20 protein-coding genes are annotated in these 19994 nt (G+C 59.4%); 19 read left to right on the forward strand and 1 reads right to left on the reverse strand.

Translation table 11 applies throughout. From position 1 onward, the window contains the following. Nucleotide 1 precedes the first annotated feature (1 nt). From ACU688_RS08860 to ACU688_RS08950, 19 genes are all read left to right on the forward strand, one after another. Entirely contained in the window at nt 2-172 is a 171-nt protein-coding gene (locus ACU688_RS08860) for a hypothetical protein (protein ID WP_448184411.1), read from the forward strand. Between the two features lie 3 nt (nt 173-175). After that, a complete protein-coding gene (locus ACU688_RS08865; protein WP_448184412.1) occupies nt 176-679 on the forward strand; it encodes an HK97-gp10 family putative phage morphogenesis protein in 504 nt (167 codons plus the stop codon). Then, the gene (locus tag ACU688_RS08870) at nt 672-1058 is read left to right on the forward strand and encodes a DUF3168 domain-containing protein (protein ID WP_448184413.1); all 387 of its coding nucleotides are present in this window, start codon (nt 672-674) and stop codon (nt 1056-1058) included. Before ACU688_RS08865 ends, ACU688_RS08870 begins: the two co-directional genes overlap by 8 nt. Before the next feature lie 55 nt (nt 1059-1113). Beyond that, on the forward strand, nt 1114-1611 hold the full coding sequence (locus tag ACU688_RS08875) for a hypothetical protein (protein ID WP_010564196.1): 498 nt from the start codon (nt 1114-1116) through the stop codon (nt 1609-1611). 39 nt (nt 1612-1650) lie between these two features. After that, entirely contained in the window at nt 1651-1980 is a 330-nt protein-coding gene (locus ACU688_RS08880; protein WP_448184414.1) for a hypothetical protein, read from the forward strand. Between the two features lie 113 nt (nt 1981-2093). Next, on the forward strand, nt 2094-2231 hold the full coding sequence (locus ACU688_RS08885; protein WP_448184415.1) for a hypothetical protein: 138 nt from the start codon (nt 2094-2096) through the stop codon (nt 2229-2231). 72 nt (nt 2232-2303) lie between these two features. Beyond that, nucleotides 2304-3137: a hypothetical protein gene (locus ACU688_RS08890; protein WP_448184416.1), complete on the forward strand. Its 834-nt coding sequence runs from the start codon at nt 2304-2306 to the stop codon at nt 3135-3137. A gap of 59 nt (nt 3138-3196) precedes the next feature. Then, nucleotides 3197-6625, forward strand: a complete 3429-nt coding sequence (locus ACU688_RS08895) for a tape measure protein (protein ID WP_448184417.1) — start codon at nt 3197-3199, stop codon at nt 6623-6625. Next, a complete protein-coding gene (locus ACU688_RS08900) occupies nt 6625-6975 on the forward strand; it encodes a phage tail protein (protein WP_448184418.1) in 351 nt (116 codons plus the stop codon). The genes ACU688_RS08895 and ACU688_RS08900 overlap by 1 nt, the downstream gene beginning before the upstream one ends. Before the next feature lie 48 nt (nt 6976-7023). Then, nucleotides 7024-7728, forward strand: coding sequence for a phage minor tail protein L (locus ACU688_RS08905; protein WP_448184419.1), 705 nt, complete (start codon nt 7024-7026; stop codon nt 7726-7728). Between the two features lie 2 nt (nt 7729-7730). Beyond that, on the forward strand, nt 7731-8513 hold the full coding sequence (locus ACU688_RS08910) for a C40 family peptidase (protein ID WP_448184420.1): 783 nt from the start codon (nt 7731-7733) through the stop codon (nt 8511-8513). Next, entirely contained in the window at nt 8510-9097 is a 588-nt protein-coding gene (locus ACU688_RS08915) for a tail assembly protein (RefSeq protein ID WP_448184421.1), read from the forward strand. The genes ACU688_RS08910 and ACU688_RS08915 overlap by 4 nt, the downstream gene beginning before the upstream one ends. A gap of 53 nt (nt 9098-9150) precedes the next feature. Further along, nucleotides 9151-12783 (forward strand): TipJ family phage tail tip protein, encoded by a 3633-nt coding sequence (locus ACU688_RS08920; protein WP_448184422.1) that lies wholly within the window; start codon nt 9151-9153, stop codon nt 12781-12783. Nucleotides 12784-13117: 334 nt separating this feature from the next. Beyond that, nucleotides 13118-13774 (forward strand): hypothetical protein, encoded by a 657-nt coding sequence (locus ACU688_RS08925; protein ID WP_448184423.1) that lies wholly within the window; start codon nt 13118-13120, stop codon nt 13772-13774. Nucleotides 13775-13839: 65 nt separating this feature from the next. After that, nucleotides 13840-15231 (forward strand): hypothetical protein, encoded by a 1392-nt coding sequence (locus ACU688_RS08930; protein ID WP_448184424.1) that lies wholly within the window; start codon nt 13840-13842, stop codon nt 15229-15231. Further along, nucleotides 15228-15578, forward strand: coding sequence for a hypothetical protein (locus tag ACU688_RS08935; protein WP_448184425.1), 351 nt, complete (start codon nt 15228-15230; stop codon nt 15576-15578). The genes ACU688_RS08930 and ACU688_RS08935 overlap by 4 nt, the downstream gene beginning before the upstream one ends. A 58-nt stretch (nt 15579-15636) precedes the next feature. Continuing rightward, nucleotides 15637-16170 (forward strand): glycoside hydrolase family 19 protein, encoded by a 534-nt coding sequence (locus tag ACU688_RS08940; RefSeq protein WP_448184426.1) that lies wholly within the window; start codon nt 15637-15639, stop codon nt 16168-16170. Beyond that, nucleotides 16167-16673 carry a lysis system spanin subunit gene (locus ACU688_RS08945; protein ID WP_448184427.1) on the forward strand — a complete coding sequence of 169 codons (507 nt, stop codon included), beginning with the start codon at nt 16167-16169 and terminating at the stop codon, nt 16671-16673. Before ACU688_RS08940 ends, ACU688_RS08945 begins: the two co-directional genes overlap by 4 nt. Before the next feature lie 839 nt (nt 16674-17512). Further along, complete coding sequence (locus tag ACU688_RS08950) at nt 17513-19156, forward strand: Na+/H+ antiporter (RefSeq protein ID WP_448184428.1); 1644 nt, start codon at nt 17513-17515, stop codon at nt 19154-19156. 29 nt (nt 19157-19185) lie between these two features. Here ACU688_RS08950 and ACU688_RS08955 read toward each other — a convergent pair whose 3' ends face one another. Continuing rightward, the gene (locus ACU688_RS08955) at nt 19186-19917 is read right to left on the reverse strand and encodes a M12 family metallopeptidase (protein WP_448184429.1); all 732 of its coding nucleotides are present in this window, start codon (nt 19915-19917) and stop codon (nt 19186-19188) included. Nucleotides 19918-19994 lie beyond the last annotated feature (77 nt).

Genomic DNA, 19994 nt, shown 5'->3' on the forward strand with positions numbered 1-19994 from the left:
CATGAAAGTAGTTGCCTTGGGCACTCTTTCCGGCGCTACCGGCGACCGGGAGAAGGGTGAAGAATTCACGGTTGACGCCAAGCTTGGTGCCGACCTGGTAAGCCGCGGCTTGGTCGAGCTTGCGCCCGATGCGCCGCCCGCCGCTGAAAAGGCCGGAAAGGCCAAGGAGTAATCCATGGCCGCCCGCCGCTCGCGCATGTCCGGTGACTTCAAGCTTCGGCGGACGCTGCGCACACTCCACCAATCCATGGATAACGAGTTGGCGCCGGTGATGCGTGACAGTGCCGAGCGGATTCTTTCGACGATGAAAAACCTTATCCCGAAAGACACTGGTGCCGCTGCTGCCGCGCTGACGGTATTTGTTTCCCAAAGCGGCCTGGACGCCCAGATCGGTATCCGTGGCAAGAAGAGCAAGCAACGGTTCTTCTACCTGCGGTTTGTCGAGTACGGGACCAAGGGCTACACCGGCAACAAGCGTGCCGGAGGCAGAACTCGTCGGCCGACGAATAAGGCCGATGGCTCTAACTTCTTCGGCAAGTACCCTGACATTCCGGCGCGCCCCGCGCATCCATGGCTTCGCCCGGCGAAGGACGTGAACAGGGAGTATGTGGTGGCCAACATTAAGGCCGCTATCGGTCGAACGCTGAGCAAGGCGAGCAAGGGGCTTACCAATGGCTGATCCGTCTGTTGCGCTGCAGGAGGCGCTGCTCGCCAGGCTTGGGGCTGAGGTTTCATGCCAGGTCTACGATGGCGCACCCATGGATTCGCCGATGCCATACGTTTCCATCGATCGTGAGATATCCACCAACATCTCGCCCATCGCTGGCAGGAAGCGCGAACAGCGCCTGATTTACCTGTCGGTCTGGTCGGACGCCCACGGCCAGGCCGAAGTGAAGCGCATCCTCGGTGAGGTTGTGGCTGCTCTGGATGAGCGCCGCTTACCTCTGGCCGTTGGCCGGGCAGTGTCGGTCCGGGTCGAGCAAGCCGACGCCCAGCGCGATACTGATGGCGTTACCTACCAAGGATCGATCACGGTCCGCGTTATCACCACTCACTAAACCAAACACCCGGCCGCACCGCGGCTTTATCCAATGTGCCTTTGGAGGACCCCCCATGGCCGACGACAACCTCAACACAGCCGCCGGCTGCCGGATCAGCATCGGCAGCAAGAACGGCGCAGACACCGAAGCGCTCTACAAGGCAGACACCTACGTCGAAATTGGCGAAGTGGAAGACCTGGGCGAGTTTGGCGACACGTTCAGCTCCGTGACCTTTACGTCGCTGCGCGATGGCCGAGTTCGTAAGTACAAGGGCACCGCTGATGCTGGTGACCTGACCCTGGCCGTCGGCCTGGACAACGGCGACCTGGGCCAAGCCAAGTTGAAGATCGCTCACAAGGATCGCAGTAAGGGCGACTACAACATCAAGATCACGCTGAACGATGGCGATCCTGATGCCACCCCAGCCCTGTTGCCGACCACGTTCTACCTGCGTGGCAAGGTGATGAACAACACCGTCGCCGCCGGCGCAGCTGACAACGTGGTTCGCCGCAACGTCACCATCGGCATCAACTCCGACATCCTGGAAATTCTCCCGGCTGCCGCGGCTTAACCCAAGGGGCTTCGGCCCCGAACCCCAAGGATTCGACGTATGAGCAAGACCCTTTTCGGTACCGTCGACATCAAACTCGACGGCGAGACCTATACCCTCAAGCCTACGCTTGGTGCGGTGCGCGCCATTGAGGCCCACTTCGGCGGGCTGCGCGGCGCCTCCCAGGCTATCAACGCGCTGAGCGTCGACGGTTGCGCGGTGATCATCGCCGGCGGCGCTGGCTTGAGTGGCAAGGCCGCCGAGGCCGTCGCTGAGCAGGTGTGGAAGGCTGGCGTCCTTGACGTGTCCGTGCAGCTCAATACCTACCTGGTAGCGCTATACAACCCAAAAGGCCCTGATGCGGGAAAGGAAACGCCGGCGGCGGCGTAAGTGCTGTCGAGGACGGCAGCTACGTCGACCGGCTTTATGCGGTTGCAACTGGTTGGTTGGGGTGGGCGCCGGAGCTTGCCTGGTCTACGCCGATTCCTGAGCTGTTCCTGGCCATGGACGCCAAGATCGAATGGGCGCAGATGACGAATCCCTTCGGCGGTGGAAAGGCCAAGGCCAAGGCCGGTAAGCCATCTGCGTCGACTGTGGCCGATAAGCTGCGGCAGGCGCTCACGGGGCGGCAGGCTCAGTAGTATGGGGGTAGCAATAAGTGCTTTTTGAGATCAGGCAGTGGTAAATTCCCTGGAAATACAGGGAGTGAAGCGATGCGTGTTTCTATTTTGATTGCTGCATTGGCAGTGTTGTACGGGTGCTCAGGTCCTCAGCCTGCTGTGCGGCCTTCTGCGGGCAGCGCCCAGGTTGCGCCTGCTCAAAAAGAGGTGTTCATAACATTCGATCCCGCTGGAAAAAACGTTCAAGCCAAGAGCTTTACATCCGCTAAGGACCTACTCGGGGAACTCAAAAGGCTTGGCGGGCCGAGAGGGGAGTATGAGACCGATGCTGCGTTCGCGAGCAGGATGGCTTCCTTCGGAAACTTTTCTGTAAACGGAGTTGTTCTGCCATCATCGATCAAGTTTGATCGGGTTACCGGTGAGTTTTCGTTGCGAGTCTCAATGCATGACGCTCAAGGGCGTGGATTTAAGAGTGGGCTGGATCCCCTGAAGGCGGTCAACACCGACTATCCGGCGTTCGATCTTGGGGAGGATACTTATTCTAGAGGGACTTACTCTGGACAGAACTCTTTTGGGGCTACAGCTCTGATTGAGAGACAGAAGATTGACCGATATTTTCTCGTTTTCAGCCCTGTCCCTAAAGCACCCGGGACAATATTTTTCTACAGCGTTTCGGGCAAGTTGAAAATATCGGCAAAAGAGATGGAGAGCCAGCGAGAGAATATTCGAGTCAATTTTACCGTAATGCCGGTACCAGACTTTGTTCAGGCTGCGAGGGATTATCACGCGCCAACTATCAGCAGCCCGCACGAGTCAGAGATTGATAGTTACTTTTTCCAAGCAAAGGTGTTTTGGATTAAGGTCGTAAATATCAAAACCGGTCAGATATACGACGACGAAGCAAAAATGAGCATAGAGACGCTCTGAGTTAATTCATTCATCAAGAAAGCCCACTTCGGTGGGTTTTTTATTGCCCGGAGAAAAGCATGGCTGATACCGACGTACAGGGGATGCTCGTCCGCATCGAGGCGACCACTGCCCAGTTGCGTCAGGAAATGGCGCGTGCCGATTCCAGTGTTGCTCAAGCCTCGGGGAGGATCGATAAAAGCCTGGGCCGTGTAGATTCTGCCTTCGATCGTACCGGTGAGCGCGCCCAGCAGGCTTCCGGATTGATTAAGGGGGCTCTCGCTGCAGCGATTGGTGCTGCTGGTATTGGCAAGATCATCGAGACGGCTGATTCCTACGGCCAGATGTCCGATCGTATCGGCATGGCGACCGTAAGTGTGGGTGAATACGATCTGGTGCAGCAGCGCCTGCTCGATACCGCAAAGCGCACCTACCGACCTTTGGCCGAAGCTCAAGAGCTGTACATCCGCACATCGGACAGTCTCAAATCCATGGGCTATAACACCAGCCAGGCGCTGGATGTGATGGATAGTTTTAGCTTTTTGCTGGTGACTAACTCTGCTTCAGCAGATAAAGCCAGTTCTGCCATCGATGCTTATTCGAAGGCGCTTCAGACTGGAAAGGTTGAGGCTGACGGTTGGCAATCAATTCTGGCGGCGATGCCCACGGTTGTGGACACCATTGCCAAATCGACGGGTAAGACAGCTGAGGAAATCCGCAGTCTCGGCGCGCAGGGGAAGCTTGGCCTAGACATCCTGACTTCAGGATTGCAGAAGGCCTCGGAAGCCAATGGTATTCTCGCTGACAGCATGAGTGTTGCAGTACGTGATGCGCTGCAGAACCTGTCCAATGCATTTAGCGTTTACATTGGCCAATTGGACGAGACCGCCGACTTCACTGGCAAGCTTGGCAGCGGCATCGCGGTGCTCGGTGACAATTTTTCCACCCTGGCAGATATCGCCATCTTCGCGGCCATCACTGCTTTAACTCGGTACGGTGTAACCTCGGCAAACTCTGCCGCAATAGCAACGTACTCTGCCTACAAGGACGCGGCTGCGCGCAAAGCCCAGGCAACCGCCGTTCTCCTCGCCGCCCAGGCCGAGCAGCAAAAAGCGCAGACAACGGTGTTCCTTGCCCAGAAAGAGGCGGTGGCTGCGCGAGGTACCGCCGTACAAGCTCAAATGTCTCTGCAGCTTGCGGAAGCGCGCATGGCAGAGGCAAGGGCGACCACCGCCGTCTCGTCTGCACAGGCAGGCCTTGGGCGTGCAAGTAGTGGCTTGCTTGGTCTTCTTGGCGGGCCTGTTGGTGTAGCGGCTCTCGCTATTGGTGCCGCGACCGCATTCATCACACTGCGTGACAACACCAGCGTGCTTGAGAAGAAGCTGGGTGATCTCAGTGACCCGATCGATAAGCTCGTTGAGCGATTCAACAAGCTCAACCGGGCAACGCAGTCTGTCACTCTCCGGGAGCTGAAGGCCTCCATTGAGGATGCTGAGAGCGACCTGACCACTGCGGCGGGCTCGATCGCCTTCGAGTTTCAGAGCAGCCTGACGAGTGCCGGCCTTGCTGGCGCGTCCGGTTTCATGGGTGGCATCGCTCCGTTACCGGCTGAGTTCCAGTCGGCAATGGACGTCATCAAGAAAGCGTCTTCCGATCAGTCTGCTGGAATGGTTGTTGACTGGAAGGCTGTGGCCGATCAGGTGCGGGAGGTCCCAGGTGTCACAGATGAGATGGCCAACGCCCTCGAAAAGAGCGGCGGGGCTGCAGCCGAGAAGGCTGAAATCATCGCCAGGCTTAAAACTGCGCTGGCAGAGCTCACTGGGGAGACGGATGCCAACACCCGGGCAGAGCGTGATAATGCTGCTGCACGGGCGGGCGCTGCCCAGGCAGGCCAGAAGTACCTTGATCAACTTCTGAAGCAGTTGGCCACAGCCCAAGACAAAACCAGCCTTGAGGCGGCGAACAGATTCATCCGTGAGAACACATTGCTCACCGAAGAGCAGATCGTTGCTATTCGCTCTGCTGCCGCCGCGAAAGACGCCCAGAAAGCCGCTGACGATGCGGCTGCCAAGGCGACTAGAAAGAACGCTACCGAGACTACCTCTGCCGCCAAGCAACAACTCAAGTCGTTTGATACTGCCGAGGAAGGCTACAAGCGCCAGATCGAACTGATCAACACCACCGGCAACAAGCAGAACGAAGCCACGGAGGTGATGAAGCTTTCCTTCGAACTCCAGGAGGGCAAGCTCGGCAAGCTGAGCGAGGCACAAAAGAAAAAGCTTCAGGGTATGGCCGCCGAACTGGATGCGCTGAACAAACTGAAGAAGGCCAACGAAGACGACCTGAAGCTTACAGCGTTCAAGAATGCCCAGGCACTGACTACCCAAACCACAAAGGACGGTTTTGAGCAGGAGCTGGCCGGTGTTGGGATGGGCGACAAAGCCCGTGACCGGATGCGGGCCGACCTTGCGATGCGGCAGAAGTACGCCGCTGACGTGAACGAACTGGTAAAGCAGCGCAATAGCGGCGAGATCACGCCGGAGCTCTACCAGAACGAGACGGCAGTTTTGCAGGCTGAACTCGACAAGCGGCTTCAGGCTCAGCAGGATTTCTACGACGCCACAGATGAGCAACAAACCAACTGGATGAATGGCGTCAACGAGGCCTGGGCCAACTATGCCGATGCTGCCCGTGACTATTCGGCTCAGGCGGCAGACCTCACGAACACGGCATTGCAGGAAGGCACCAGTGGCCTGGGCACGTTCTTTTCGGACGTGGCCAGCGGGGCGGAGGATGCTGATGACGCCCTGGGCGACATGGTTGGCAACTTCGCCAAGTCGATGCTCAAGGCATTGGGTGACATGGCGGCTCAGTGGTTGATCTACCAGGGGATTCAGTTGCTGGTGGGTAAGACCACTCAGGCGAGCGCCGCCGGCACGCTGGGGGCGAACGCGCAAGCCATGTCGCTTACGGCCGGCCTGAACGCCTTTGCCTCGACCGCTGCTATCCCAATCATTGGCCCGGCAGCTGCGCCTGCTGCAATGGCCACAGCCATGGCTGTCACTGGCCCCCTGGCGTCAGCAGTCGGCATGACCGCGCTGGCTGGTATGGCGCACGATGGTATCGACGCAGTTCCTAAGGATGGCACCTGGTTCCTGCAAGAGGGCGAGCGGGTAACTACCGCTCAAACGAGTGCCAAGCTTGACGCTGTGCTGTCGAGGATCGACAGGGGGCTGGGCAGCGAGCAGCCGTATGCGCAAATCGGCGTCGGTAGCCTGGAGCCAGCTGGCGACGGCCGGGCCGCAATGGTTGGCGCCGGCGCCCAGTCTGCTCCGAGCGGGCCAACACAGATTGTCTTCAGTGCACCAATCAACGTACAGGCTCAGCCCGGCATGAGTGATCAGGATGCAGCGCGTCAAGGGCAGGCGATGTCTGCCGGCCTGGAAACGCAGTTCGGCAAATTCCTGGACGCAGAGATGCGCCAGGGCGGCCGGCTTTGGAGGCGATGATGGCTGAGACATTTACCTTTGACGTTGAGGTCGGTACCGATGGCGATATCAGCCAGCGCACCTGGGAGAACGAGTTCGGCGACGGCATGGTTCAGGCTGGCGGCATCGGCATCAACACCAAGAGTCAGGTGTGGAACCTGGTGCACACCGGCGAGAACAGTCCCGGAGAAGAGCTGCCCGACCTGCTGGCCTTTCTTGACCGGCATGAGGGCTACAAGGCTTTCCGCTACTCGCCGCCCGGAGAGCCTCAGGGATGGTATCGGGCCAACGGGTACAAGAAAAAAGCCCTCGGCATGAACATCTACACCATCACCTTCACCGTAAAGCAGACGTTCAACCCCCGACCATAACTCTTACCAAGCCCCGCCCAGTGCGGGGCTTTCTGTTTCTGGGGCCATATGAATTACAACTCCGACATTCAAAAACTTGAGCCGGGCAACCAGATCAGGCTGTACGAGCTGGACGCTACGCGTCTGGGCGGCTTGCTCTGGCGCTTCCACGGACACGCGCATGAGGGAGACATCATCTGGCAGGGGCAGCTGTACTCGCCACTGCAGATTGAGGCCAAGGGCTTCGACATTCGCGGAGACGGCCGCCCGGCATCTCCGACGCTGCAGGTGGACGACGAGCTCGGCGGCGTGCGCGGGGCAATCACTGCTCTGTGCTTCCAGTTCCGCGACCTGGCCGGTGCCCGGGTCAAGGTGATCGAGACCTTCCGCCACTTCCTGGACGCGGCCAACTTCCCCGACGGCAACCCGGAAGCCAGCGACCAATCGAAAACCAACCTCTGGTTTATCGAGCAGAAGACCGAGGCGCTGCCAAGCATCTCTGTCACGTTCTCGCTGTCCAGCCCCACGGACATGGAAGGGCAGATGCTGCCCTCCCAGCAGATCACCAAGCTTTGCCGGTGGGCCTGCCGTGGCGGTTACCGGCAGGAAGCGTGCGCCTATACCGGCACAGCCATGTTTGACAAGAAGAACCAGCCCACGGACAACCCCGCGCTGGACCGGTGCGGTGGTTGGTGGAGCAGCTGCAAGCTGAGGGGCAACACCCGCCGCTTTGGTGGATCCATGGGCGCGAGCCTTATCGCAAGTTCGAGGTAGTCATGCGTATCAGTCAGAAATTGCAGGCCGAGATCTGCGGCCACGCCGAGCGAAATTATCCGGCGGAGGCGTGCGGGGTGCTGATCAAGACGGAGACGGGCCGGGAGTACGTGCCGTGCGCCAACCGGGCCGCCACGCCGCGTGAGCACTTCCAGATCGATCACAAGGAAATGGCCGCCGCCGAGGATCGCGGCGAGGTGCTGGCAATCATCCACAGCCACCCAGACAAAGCGCCGGCGCCCAGCATGGCCGACCGCGTGAGTTGCGAGCTGCACGAACTGCCCTGGGGGATTGTAGGCTGGCCCGGCGGTGAGTTTGAGTGGTTCAAGCCGTCCGGCTTCCGGGCGCCTCTGCTGGGCCGCGACTTCTCCCATGGCCTGCTCGACTGCTGGGCGGCGTGTCGTGACTGGTACGCGCGGGAGGCGGGCCTGCAGCTGCCGAACTTCGAGCGCTCCGATCTGTGGTGGGAGCAGAAGGGCGGTCCAAGCCTGTACGAGGACAACTTTGCAGCCGCGGGCTTCTACCAAGTGAGCGAAGCGCAGCGGGGCGACATGTTGGTGCTGCAGGTACCGACGCCTGGCCGTGAGTGCTATTTCCCGAACCACGCCGGGATCTACCTGGGCGATGAGCCCGCGCTGATCAGCGAGCCAGCCCCAAAGCTTGGCGGATCCGGCCCGTTCGTTTATCACCATATGCCCGGCCGCCTCGCAGTCCGTGAGGTCTACGGCTGGTCGATGGCAAACCGTGTCAAGTTGATCCTCCGGCACAAGGACTACCGCCCATGACCATGCGCACCATCAAGCTCGGCGGCGTGCTGGGCAAGAAGTTCGGCAAGCAGTTCACCTTGGACGTGCACAGTTTCCGCGACGCCATGGCCGCGTTGTGCATGATGAAGCCCGGCTTCGAAAAGTACCTGCGCACCGCTGAAGAGCGTGGCCTGGTGTTCGCAGTGTTTGTCGATGAGCGCAACCTGGGCGAGCAAGAGCTTGATCTGGCGGGCCGAGACAAGGGTGACATCCGCATTCAGCCAATCATCCGGGGCAGCAAGCAGGCCGGGATGTTCCAAACGCTGCTCGGCGTGGTCCTGATCGTCGCCGGCCTATTCACCGGCGGCACCACCTCGACCCTCGGCATGGGTCTGCTCGCTGCCGGCGCTGCTGTTGGCCTGGGCGGCGTGGTGCAGATGCTGTCGCCGACTACCAAGGCCACGGCCGAGGGCGACAACGACGACGGCAACAACCCGAGTTACGGTTTCGGTGCTGCGGTCACCACCATTGCCCAGGGCAACCCATACCCATTGCTGTACGGGGAGCGGGAGGTGGGCGGCGCCGTCGAGTCTGGCGGGATCTACACCCAGGACAACATCTGATTCACCCAACACCACCAACCCGCTCCGGCGGGTTTTTGCATTCTGGAGGGCGCATGAGCGCAGTCGCAAAAAAGGCTCAGCGCATTACGCCGCGCAAGCGCCGCGCAGTGATGGGCGCAAAGGGCGGCCAGGCCAAAGAGAAAAAGCCGAGCATTGCCCAGAACAGCGTGCCGTCGATCTCCCTTGCACGAATCGTCTACATGTGGAGCTGGGGTCCAATCGTTGGCCCGGTGGATGGTCTTCGCTCGGTCAAGCTGGACGGCACCCAGGTGCAGGCACCTGATGGCACGACCAACTACCCGGATGTGAAGTGGCAGTTCCGCAATGGCGAGCTCAACCAAGAACGCCTGGAAGGTATTTCCGAGTCCAGCAACGAGATCGACGTCAAGCAGGAGCTGATTTACGGCACACCCTGGTTGCACACCATCACCAACCCGATGATCGACGCGGTACGCCTGCGCCTAAGCTGGCCAACGCTTCGCAGCCAGGATTCCGCCGGCAACATCAACGGCGTGCGCATCGATTATGCCGTGGATATTTCCACCAACAATGGCCCCTACGTTGAGTCATTGGTCTCCTTTGTCGATCGCAAGAACGTTACCGAGTACGAGCGCGCGCACCGATTGGAGATGCCGGCGGGTAGCCGGTGGACGATCCGCGTTCGCCGCCTGACCCCAAACGCCAACTCAGATCTGGTTGCCGACCAAATGGTCGTCAAGGCGATCGCCGAGGTGGTCGATAGCGATCAGGAATACCCGCTCACAGCCGTGAGCTGCATTGAGTACGACGCTCAGACCTTCGGTGGCGATATCGCCAAGATTGCCGTGCTGATGCGTGGGCGCATCATTCGCGTACCAGCCAACTACGATGCGGCCACCCGCACCTATGCAACCTCGGGGGCAGGTACAAGCAACGGGATTTGGGATGGCACGTTCAAGGAGGCCTACACCAATAACCCCGCGTGGATCTTCTACGACCTGGTGCTACACCCGTACTACGGCCTTGGCGACCGAATCGACGCGACAATGGTTGATCGCTGGTCGCTCTACCGCATCGGTCAGTACTGCGACCAGATGGTGCCGGACGGGAAGGGCGGCCAGGAGCCCCGCTTTACCTGCAACTTGTATTTCCAGAAGCAGGCCGAGGCTTATGCTGTACTTCAAGACCTCGCTTCGATCTTTCACGGGCTGGCCTACTGGGATGGTAGTCAGATCGTGGTCAACGCCGACATGCCCGGCGACCCGATTTACACGTACAACCAGACGCAGATCCTGAACAACGGCGCCATCAAGTACGAAGGCACCCGCGCGCGCGACCGGCACACGCTCTACATGGTCGGCTGGGACAACCCCGATCAGGGCTTCGAAACCGACAAGGAGCCGGTCTTCGACGATGAAGCCATGGTCGAGCTGGGCGGAATCGTGCGTGATACCACCATCGACGCCATCGGCTGCACCTCCCTTGGCCAGGCGCAGCGCGCCGGGCAGTGGGCCGCGCTGACCGAAAAGTTACAGACTCAGGGCGGTGTGTTCCGGGTTGGCCTCGACGGCGACATTCCTAAGCCCGGCCAAGTCATTGCTGTTGCAGATCCAATGCTTGTGGGTCGAAACAACGGCGGGCGTATCTCGGCGGCGGCTGGCCGGGTTGTAACACTGGACCGCGATACCGTTGCCCCGGTTGGTGCTCGCCTGATGGTCAACCTGCCCAGCGGCAAGGCCGAAGCGCGGGTGATCAAGTCGGTAGCCGGCCGTAACGTCACAGTGATGGCTGATTTCAGTGAGCAGCCCCAAGCAGAAAGCGGGTGGATTCTTGACTATGAAGATCTGAAGCTGATGCAGTTTTACGTCCGCAACGTGACGCGGCCGGAGTGGCACCAGTTTCAGCTCGAAGTAATCCAGCATGACCCGAGCAAGTTCGACGCGGTCGATAACGGCGCGGTGGTAGATCCTCGCCCGATCACCGGCATTCCGGTCGGCAGCCAGGACGCCCCCGCGCGCGTGATGCTCAGCCAGCATGTCGTCATTGAGCAGGGGATTGCGATCACGGTCATGTCAATCGCTTGGGACGCGGCGCCAAACGCCGTGGCATATGACGTCGAATGGAAGTGGGGCTCGCGGGAATGGATTGCCGTGCCACGCACTGCTGAGCAGATGATTGACGTACGCGGCATTTACTCGGGCCAGTACATGGCCAGGGTGCGCGCGGTGAGCGCGCTTAACGTGTCGTCCATCCCAACAGCATCTGCGCTGACCAACCTCGCCGGCAAGGTCGGCAAGCCGCCGGCGGTGGCGGCCCTGACCACCACCAGCGAGCTGTTCGGCATCGGCATTCGCTGGGCCTTCCCGCCCGGCGCCGAGGATACCCAGCGCACCGAGCTGTGGTATGGCCAGGCCAACAACCTGTCGGCGGCCACCAAGCTTTCCGACTTGGCCTACCCCCAGGCGAATTACCGCATGCAGGCTCTCAAGGCCGGCGCGCAGTTCTTCTTCTGGGCACGCCTGGTGGATCGCACCGGCAACGTTGGCCCGTTCTATCCCGTCGGCAACGGCGTGATGGGGATGGCCAGCGCAGACGCGGCACCGGTGCTCGACTTGATCGCCGGCCAGATCGGCAGGACTGAACTCGGAAAGGACATTATTACCGAGATCGACAAAATCCCTGGCTTGCAGGCGCAGATCGATGCGCTCGACGGCCTGGCTGTCTACGATCCCAAGTTGACCTACTTGGTAGATGACCTGGTGGTGGTCGGCAAGCGGATCTACCAGGCCATCGCGCCGGTACCTGCGAACAAGCCTCCGCCGAATGCCATCTACTGGCAGGACGTGGGCCAGGCTGTGGTCACGGCCAATGGCCTGGCGCGCCAGGTTGCGACCAACACCACCAGCATTACCGAGCTGAGCGGTGTGGTCACGGCCCAGGCGTCCAGCCTGCAGACCTTGCAGGCGGCTTCCCGGGATGACAATGGGGAAGGCGACCTGGCGGACGCGCTCGGGGGTTACAGCGCCACGGCGAGCTTCGCGCAGGAAGTGACGGTGCGCACCTCGCAATACGCGGCCACTGTGCAGCGCCAGACTGAGCTCACAGCTTCTGTGGGCGAAGTTGCAGGCACCGTGACCAATTTGGAGCGTGTTGTGTCCACGGATCGGCAGGCGACCGCCCAGGCCATCCAGCAAGTTGGCGTGAAGATCGAAGGGAACTCGGCGGATATCCAGACCGTGAGCAAGGCCCAGGGCGATACTGACGGCAAGTTCAGAACGATGTATTCGGTGAAGATGCAGGTCAACGCCAACGGCCAATTAGTCGCGGCTGGCTTTAGCCTTGGCATTGAGCAGGACGAAGGCGAGGTGCTTAGGAGCCAGTTCCTGGTGAGCGCTGATCGGTTCGCAATCGTCACCACATTGGCCGGCGGGCAGGTGTTCACCCCGTTCACTGTGCAGAACGGCCAGGTGTTCATGCGTTCGGCGTTCATCCAGGACGGCACCATCACCAACGCCAAAATCGGTAACTACATTGCGTCCAACAACTATGTTGCGGGCGTTTCCGGTTGGAAGCTGTTCTTTGACGGGACCTTTGAAATCAACAGCGCTTTCGGTGGCCAGGCTCGGCAGGTAATCAATAGCGCGGGAGGCAAGGTCTTCGACGAGAACGGAATCAAGCGCTACCAGTGGGGGGATCTTTCCGCATGACGTATGGAGTAAGGGTGTGGGGGCCGACCGGTCTCCTTGAGCTGGATGAAAACTCGTTTACTGTCCGGGTTGTTTATTCAGAGATCGTTCAAGCTGGCATTCCGGCGCCAGGGAGGACTCGGTATGTGTCCATCCCCGGCATCGACCCATCGACCCACTCGGCTGTTTGCATCCCCATCGCGGCTTATGACACGTCGGGGCAAAGTAACTATGCCATTCAATACACGCCCGTTGTTGGTGCGGGAGGGGTGACGATCTACTTTGGAAATCCAGCTACTTCCACGGGCCCGATTGGGTTGAGCCCTCAAAGGCTTCTAGTTATGAGGTTTCGGTGATGACTTATGGCGTCACGTTCACCAATAACAATGATGTAGTAACGCTGGACTCTGAATTTGCAAGACTGGTGGTGCTTGGCAAAGGCACATGGAGCGGCAATGGCACAGGGGTATATGTGCCATTTCCGAAAACCATTACATCAGATGAGCCTCCCCTGGTTTTCGTCAGGCTGGACCAGTCCAACACGCTGTGTTTCTGCGTGATTCAGGGATCATCGGGGGCATGGACCGGCTTTTCCTTTGCAGGGATCGCGGGCCAAGGCACTTCAGGTAAGTGGTTTGCGGCGGCGTTCAAGTCAGAGCCGACGGCGACTTTTGGGTTTCGTATTTGGGATGCGAGCTCAAAGTTGATATTTGATAGCGGCACACCCTGTGCGCAATTCACAAGGTCAATAACTGGCTGGACCTATTTGGGGGCGACTCAGACTGGCCAGGGAGTTTATCGACTTAGCTGGACAGCGCCCTCCAGCCTGGCGAGCGGCGATTACATGCTTCTAAACAACATTGCGATGGATATTGCTGGAAGTACATCAAGGCAAGGGAATATGTACGCGGTGTGGGAATATCACAACGACAGACTGGTAATTCAAGCGGTCGGTGTTGACCTGCAAACCTCCCTGTTTATCCCGGTTGTTTTTGCCAAGCCGATTTCCTAACTGCTGATATTTCGAATTGAACCCGATAACCGCCGAGTGCGGTTTTTTATTGCCTGGAGAAAAGTATGGGCTGGTACAGGGCGGGCACTGTTTCCGTTACGAAAAATTCGACCGCGGTTGTCGGTACAGGCACCGCGTTCCTCGCCAATGCGCGGGTCGGCGATGGTTTCCGTGGCCCCGATGGTGCGTGGTACGAAGTAGACAACATCGTCAGCAACACGACCCTTTCCATTACGCCTGGGTACTTGGGGGCAACGGTTGCTACCGGTGTCTACGCCATCATGCCGGTGCAAGGCTACGTGAAGGACAGTGCGGACGCGCTTCGACAAGCCTCCAGCGCGGCGTGGCAGCTTGTTGGGCAGAAGTCGCAGCCTGGCGGCCTCGCTTCATTGGACGTCACAGGTGTCGTGCCCACAGCGCAACTTCCAACGACCGACAAAATCACAGAAGGGACCACGAACCGCTGGTGGACGAATGCGCGATCCATCGGAAGCACCCTTGGCGGCATGGTGCTCACCAATTCGGCGGTTGTTCTGGTAACCGATTCAATTCTGACGGCTATCGGCAAGCTACAGACCCAAAACACCGTTAGCGGCTGGGGAGTGCCTGGGTTCAAAGCCTCACCAGCAGACTTGAACTCCATGGATCTCGGCATCAGCAAAAGCTTTACCACGGGTGTAAATACAGCCAACTCCCCGTACAAGCTTGGTAGCACTACCACCAGATTTGATGCGGGATCTTCTGGGTACAAGATCGGGTACGCCGACGACACCGACGAATACCACTGGGCCATGATGCTGTTTGATCGGACCTCCAGCGCCGTCGCGGTCAGGCGCTCCAGTGGCAAAAACATCCGTGCTGATGATTACTTAGTTCTTTATCCGACCGGCAAGACGGTGCTGGACGCCACGCAACTGCCCGCCATGTTCGGGGCTACCGCGAGCGCGGTCGGCAGATCCGGCATAGTTCCTGCGCCTGCTGCAGGCGATCAAGCAAAGTTTCTGGCGGGGGATGGGACTTACAAGTCCGTGGCGACCACGGTTTCGTACGGCACCATCACCGGTTACCCGACCGACAGCTCGGCGTTTGTGACCGAGCTGTCCAGGTATCAACTCAAGTCGGACATCGTCGCGGCGAATCAGGTTATTGCAGTAGGCACTTTCACAACGGCGGCCCCGCCAGTTCTCAGCGCTTCGAACAATATCGCGTCGGTAACCCGCGTAGCTGTCGGTACGTACACGATAAACATGACGAGGACGCTGAAGGCTGGGTTCAAGGTTTTGGGCTTCACCGGCGGCCGTGGTGGATCCTCCTACGTTGATAGCTTCTTGGTTGACTGGACGACCACGGGCTCGGGAAACACTGCTGCAATTCGCGTCCTGATGGTTTCCGGGACCACCCTGGTAGACCCCAACAGCGCGCCAACCCAGGTGGTCATCATTGGAGAGTGGGCATGACGGACGATTACATCATTGTTGGCGAAGACGGCAGCGTCACGGCCGTAGCTGCAGACATCGACATCTTTGAGTACGTCAAAGAGATCGGCGGCACGCTGGTCAAGCGGGACGAATACATCCCGCCGCCGTACGTGCCAACCGCCCAGGAGCTGGCGGACACTGAAAACCAGTGGCGTGAAGAGCAGATGCCCAGGGCAAAGGACACCGTGACCGCCATCGAGTACGGCGAGGAGGGAATCCTTGGCACCGCGCAGCAGTGGCAGATGTACTGGCGTGAGCTGCGCAAGTGGACCGACACCAACCCCGATTTCCCCGACAGCAGCAAGCGCCCGGTCGCGCCCAGCTGACCCATAGCCGAACACCGACACCCGCCACGAGCGGGTTTTTTATTGCCTGGAGAAACGTATGCCGATCACTGAGCAGCAGTTGCTGCAGATCCTCCCCAATGCCGGCCGCCCAGCCGGCGTTTTTGTTCCGGTGCTGAACGCTGCCATGGGCAAGTACGGGATCGTCACGCGCCTACATATCGCCGCATTCATTGCCCAGGTGGGGCATGAGTCAGGCCAGCTGCGCTACGTGCGCGAGATTTGGGGGCCGACCGCGCAACAGGCCGGATACGAAGGTCGTGCTGACCTGGGCAACACCGTGAAGGGGGATGGCTCCAAGTTCCGTGGGCGCGGCCTTATCCAGATCACCGGTCGGGCGAACTACGCGGCGTGCGGTGAAGCCTTGGGCCTGGACCTGATCAACATGCCCGAGTTGCTGGAGCTGCCGCAGCACGCCGCCATGTCGGCGGCCTGGTTCTGGTCTACACGCGGGCTGAACACCCTGGCAGACCAGAAGGACTTCGCGAAGATCACCCGGCGCATCAATGGCGGGCTCACCGGCCAGGCCGATCGCCAGGTGCTGTACGACAAGGCGCTGGCGGTGCTGGCATGACGCCCAGACAGATCCTGGTCGCGATCCTGTTGGCGCTGGCCATCGGCTTTGGCGGCGCCTGGCAGGTACAGAATTGGCGGATGGGCGAGGAGCTCGCCGAGCAGGCGGGCCTGCACAAGGATGACTTGGCGTCGATCAGTAATGCCGCCGCATCCCAGGCCCGCGCCGAGCAGGGAAAGCGCCTGGCCCTAGAGCAGAAGCTCTCTGTGCAGGACCAACAACACACCAAGGAATTATCCGATGAACAACGCAAGCAGGCTGATATCCGTGGTCACCTTGCTACTGCTGAACTCCGGCTGTCAGTCCTTCTCGACACCACGGATTCAGCCAGTGGCTGCGACGTGCCTACCACCACCGACGCCGTCGGCGTGGTTCATGCAGCCCGTCGAGCCCAACTTGACCCGGCGCATGCTCAACGAATTGTCGCCATCACCGACGACGGGGATAACGCCGTGATCGCACTGAGGGCGTGCCAGGCGTATGTCAGGACCGTGGCCCCCTGAGCACGCTCAGCTCCAGCAGTAACCGCTGATTCTCTCTGTGCAACTGGTCGCGCTGTTCTGTAACCAGGTCGATGGGGCGAAAGCTCCCTGCCTCAGGTTGCCCCTGGGTAGCCCCTGATAAGCGGTCCTGGGCCTCCTTGAGCGATCTTTCTGTCCGAGCCTTGGCTATGAGCAGTGTGTCGTTCATCTGCACCAGGCCGGCTACATTTGCCCGCGCCTTGGCCAGGTGTCGCTGTAGGTCGCTTATCTCGTCCTCGAGCAGGGCGCACTGATGCTTGTACATTTCGAGGGGCGTAGGACAGCCGAGCCACTCGCACGTGTCTTGATCGATGTTCATACTGGGTAACTCAAAAGCTGTATGTGCATACAGTAATCGAGGTATTTCGAATTTGGGAGTGGTGTTCGTCGGCAGGACGCCGATGGTGGGATTTTGTCGGCGATCATCTTCCCCAAAACGCAACCGTTTGGACCAATGTTTATTGGGTTTAGAAGAGTCACAAAAGTGTGGGGTTTAGGGGGGCGTTTTCGGTCTCAAGGCCTTGATATTAAAGGCCTTGAACGTTTTCTATGCGGCATCCCAGGCTTTGATGCCGAAAAGGTGCAAGGTTTTGCTTGAAGCGGTCAAGGAATTGCCCCCCTTTGGACCAACGGAAACGAAAGGTCACGGATTATGCCACGACCGGCGGCCTGTGGTGCCGCTCGTCATGCCGGCGTGCGACTTATGTGCAAATGCCAGGCGCCGGCCAGGCCAGTAATATAGCCGGGGAATATGGCACTTCAACGGCCAGTCGTTGCCTCAAGTGTGTCTTCGCAAGTCGATTGTCCGGGAACCCCGCGTTATGCAAACCGCCTACACCGTTCTTATCCTGCTGATGCTGGTCAGTGTTTCCCGTCTGGTCGGGCGTGTCATACCGTTGCCGTTGCCCTTGGTGCAGATCGGCGCAGGCGCCTTGTTGGCCTGGCCCACGCTGGGGCTGCATGTGGCGCTTGACCCGGAGTTGTTCCTGTTTCTGTTCCTGCCGCCGCTGTTGTTTTCCGATGGCTGGCGCATGCCCAAGCGAGAATTGTGGCGGCTGCGCGGGCCGATCCTGACGTTGGCGGTAGGGCTGGTGCTGTTCACCGTGGTCGGCGCTGGCTACTTCATTCATTGGATCTTGCCTACGATCCCGCTGCCCGTGGCCTTCGCCCTGGCGGCGGTATTGTCGCCGACGGATGCCGTGGCGGTGTCGGCCATTTCCCAGAACCGCTTGCCCACGCCGCTGATGCATATGCTTCAAGGCGAGGCGTTGATGAACGACGCGTCGGGCCTGGTGACCTTCAAGTTCGCCCTGGCGGCGGCGTTGACCGGGGTGTTTTCCCTGGCGGATGCCAGCCTCACCTTTGTGCTGGTGGCGGTCGGTGGCCTGGCCGTCGGCGTGGCGTTGAGCTGGCTGGTGGGCCGCTTGCGCACCTGGATGATCGCCCGTGGTTGGGACGATCCGGCGACGCATGTGGTGTTTATGTTGCTGTTACCGTTTGCCGCGTATGTGTTGGCCGAGCGTTTGGGCGCGTCGGGGATTTTGTCGGCGGTGGCCGCGGGGATGATGCAAAGCTGGCTCGATCTGTTGCCGCGCCAGACCAGCACGCGCTTGCTTAACCGCAGTGTCTGGTCGCTGCTGGAGTTTGCCTTCAACGGTCTGATCTTCCTGCTGCTGGGCCTGCAACTGCCGGACATCATCAAGGCGGTGGTCAGCCATGAGCCGACGTTGTGGCCGACGTTGTTGTATCGCTGCCTGGACGTGGTGGCGATCTTCCTGGTGTTGCTGGTGTTGCGCTTTGTCTGGGTGCAGAGCATCTGGCGGCTGTCGGGTTTGCTGCGCAGGCTGCGTGGCAAAGGAGAGCTGACGCTGGTGCCGACGGCGCGCTCCTGCTGGTTGCTGACCGTCGGCGGTGTGCGCGGTGCGGTGACGTTGGCCGGTGTGATGTCGGTGCCGTTGCTGTTGGCGCCGGGGCAGGACTTCCCCGAACGCGACTTGCTGATCTTTATCGCGGCAGGGGTGATCCTGTTGTCGTTGATTGCTGCGTGCATCGCCTTGCCGTTGCTGTTGCGTGGCATCGAAAAGAGCCCCGATGAGAAACGCCACAACGAGGTTCGCGAGGCTTGGAAGAAAACCGCCGTGGCCGCGATTCATGCCCTGGAAACCGAGGAACCCGCTGAAACCGAAACCCAGGACGCCGCCCAGGCAGCTTTGGCGGCCGAGTTGAAGGCGCGATTAATGTCGGAATATCGGCACCAGTTGGAGGTGTTCAACGACTCGGCCGAAGCCCAGGCGCTGGCGCAACAGATGGACCTGCTTGAGCGTAAGTTACGCCTCAAGGCCCTGCGGGCGCAGCGCCTGGAGTTGTATAGCTTGAGCCGTCATCACCAGATTGGGGATGACGTGCTGCGGGAGGTATTAGCTGAGTTGGATATGAGCGAGGCGAACCTGGGCTCGCTGAAATGACCCGCCTGTGTCCCATACCTGGCTGAGCATTAATCGGCCAATAAATGGATCACTGGTTTGTCGACGGAATCGGGTGGGTAAAGGAGCGCGATAAATTGCTTATCGCCTTCCGATATATCCTCATTGAAATCCACGCCGACGCCATTGGTTGTGACTTGCGACGGAACTTTGTAGTGCATCACTGACCTTGAATCGTAGGCTGATGTGATAGTGGTCTTCGAATCGGGAGGGTTTAGGAAATTCTCGTCGGTGACCTCTTTTGAATGACCAAGACTTTCGGATTCCGAGTACAGTTTTTCCTTGTCCCACCGTATGTCGTTATCCGGATGTTGGTGTTCATGTAACAGTCCAAGTGCGTGCCCAAATTCGTGCCGTATTGAGTGGTTGAGCATATCGGCAGTCTGGATCAGGTCGATGTGCAGGGTGGGTTCGTGCAGAGGCTTTTGTTTTGCCTGTGTGCCAATGGCCGACCAGTTGCCTGTACCGTCATTTTTGCCCGATATTCGAATGTCACCGTCATTGGTGTTGATAAAGTTGAACTTCAAGTTTGTATAAGGCTGCCAAAGATTAATATTTTTCTTTATGTAATCTTTTGCTTTATCCGGCATGTCGAACAATGAAATATTTAGCGTTGAGCCTTGGGGCCATAAGTGTTGGGTCGAGGCAATGCCACGTTCGTGCCTGATTAGTACGGGGGCAGCTGTTTGGGGGTATGGGAGTTCGGGGGCGTTGTAAGAGTAGCGCGAGAGATTATTGATCATCAATGTTCCAAGACCGTAGTCGGCAGGCAAGAGCATCCATTCAGTTTATGAGTCCGCCCGTTGGGTGGTTAATCCTG

Source organism: Pseudomonas acericola (SeqCode) (genome assembly GCF_053456465.1).

What these genes read in the sequence shown, in the direction of transcription:
- ACU688_RS08925 (WP_448184423.1), top strand. Translation starts at nt 13,118, where the DNA reads ATGACTTATGGCGTCACGTTCACCAATAACAATGATGTAGTAACGCTG.
- ACU688_RS08950 (WP_448184428.1), top strand. Translation starts at nt 17,513, where the DNA reads ATGCAAACCGCCTACACCGTTCTTATCCTGCTGATGCTGGTCAGTGTT.
- ACU688_RS08930 (WP_448184424.1), top strand. Translation starts at nt 13,840, where the DNA reads ATGGGCTGGTACAGGGCGGGCACTGTTTCCGTTACGAAAAATTCGACC.
- ACU688_RS08920 (WP_448184422.1), top strand. Translation starts at nt 9,151, where the DNA reads ATGAGCGCAGTCGCAAAAAAGGCTCAGCGCATTACGCCGCGCAAGCGC.
- ACU688_RS08915 (WP_448184421.1), top strand. Translation starts at nt 8,510, where the DNA reads ATGACCATGCGCACCATCAAGCTCGGCGGCGTGCTGGGCAAGAAGTTC.
- ACU688_RS08870 (WP_448184413.1), top strand. Translation starts at nt 672, where the DNA reads ATGGCTGATCCGTCTGTTGCGCTGCAGGAGGCGCTGCTCGCCAGGCTT.
- ACU688_RS08875 (WP_010564196.1), top strand. Translation starts at nt 1,114, where the DNA reads ATGGCCGACGACAACCTCAACACAGCCGCCGGCTGCCGGATCAGCATC.
- ACU688_RS08955 (WP_448184429.1), bottom strand. Translation starts at nt 19,917, where the DNA reads ATGATCAATAATCTCTCGCGCTACTCTTACAACGCCCCCGAACTCCCA.
- ACU688_RS08865 (WP_448184412.1), top strand. Translation starts at nt 176, where the DNA reads ATGGCCGCCCGCCGCTCGCGCATGTCCGGTGACTTCAAGCTTCGGCGG.
- ACU688_RS08885 (WP_448184415.1), top strand. Translation starts at nt 2,094, where the DNA reads ATGGACGCCAAGATCGAATGGGCGCAGATGACGAATCCCTTCGGCGGT.
- ACU688_RS08905 (WP_448184419.1), top strand. Translation starts at nt 7,024, where the DNA reads ATGAATTACAACTCCGACATTCAAAAACTTGAGCCGGGCAACCAGATC.
- ACU688_RS08935 (WP_448184425.1), top strand. Translation starts at nt 15,228, where the DNA reads ATGACGGACGATTACATCATTGTTGGCGAAGACGGCAGCGTCACGGCC.
- ACU688_RS08890 (WP_448184416.1), top strand. Translation starts at nt 2,304, where the DNA reads ATGCGTGTTTCTATTTTGATTGCTGCATTGGCAGTGTTGTACGGGTGC.
- ACU688_RS08945 (WP_448184427.1), top strand. Translation starts at nt 16,167, where the DNA reads ATGACGCCCAGACAGATCCTGGTCGCGATCCTGTTGGCGCTGGCCATC.
- ACU688_RS08900 (WP_448184418.1), top strand. Translation starts at nt 6,625, where the DNA reads ATGGCTGAGACATTTACCTTTGACGTTGAGGTCGGTACCGATGGCGAT.
- ACU688_RS08860 (WP_448184411.1), top strand. Translation starts at nt 2, where the DNA reads ATGAAAGTAGTTGCCTTGGGCACTCTTTCCGGCGCTACCGGCGACCGG.
- ACU688_RS08880 (WP_448184414.1), top strand. Translation starts at nt 1,651, where the DNA reads ATGAGCAAGACCCTTTTCGGTACCGTCGACATCAAACTCGACGGCGAG.
- ACU688_RS08895 (WP_448184417.1), top strand. Translation starts at nt 3,197, where the DNA reads ATGGCTGATACCGACGTACAGGGGATGCTCGTCCGCATCGAGGCGACC.
- ACU688_RS08940 (WP_448184426.1), top strand. Translation starts at nt 15,637, where the DNA reads ATGCCGATCACTGAGCAGCAGTTGCTGCAGATCCTCCCCAATGCCGGC.
- ACU688_RS08910 (WP_448184420.1), top strand. Translation starts at nt 7,731, where the DNA reads ATGCGTATCAGTCAGAAATTGCAGGCCGAGATCTGCGGCCACGCCGAG.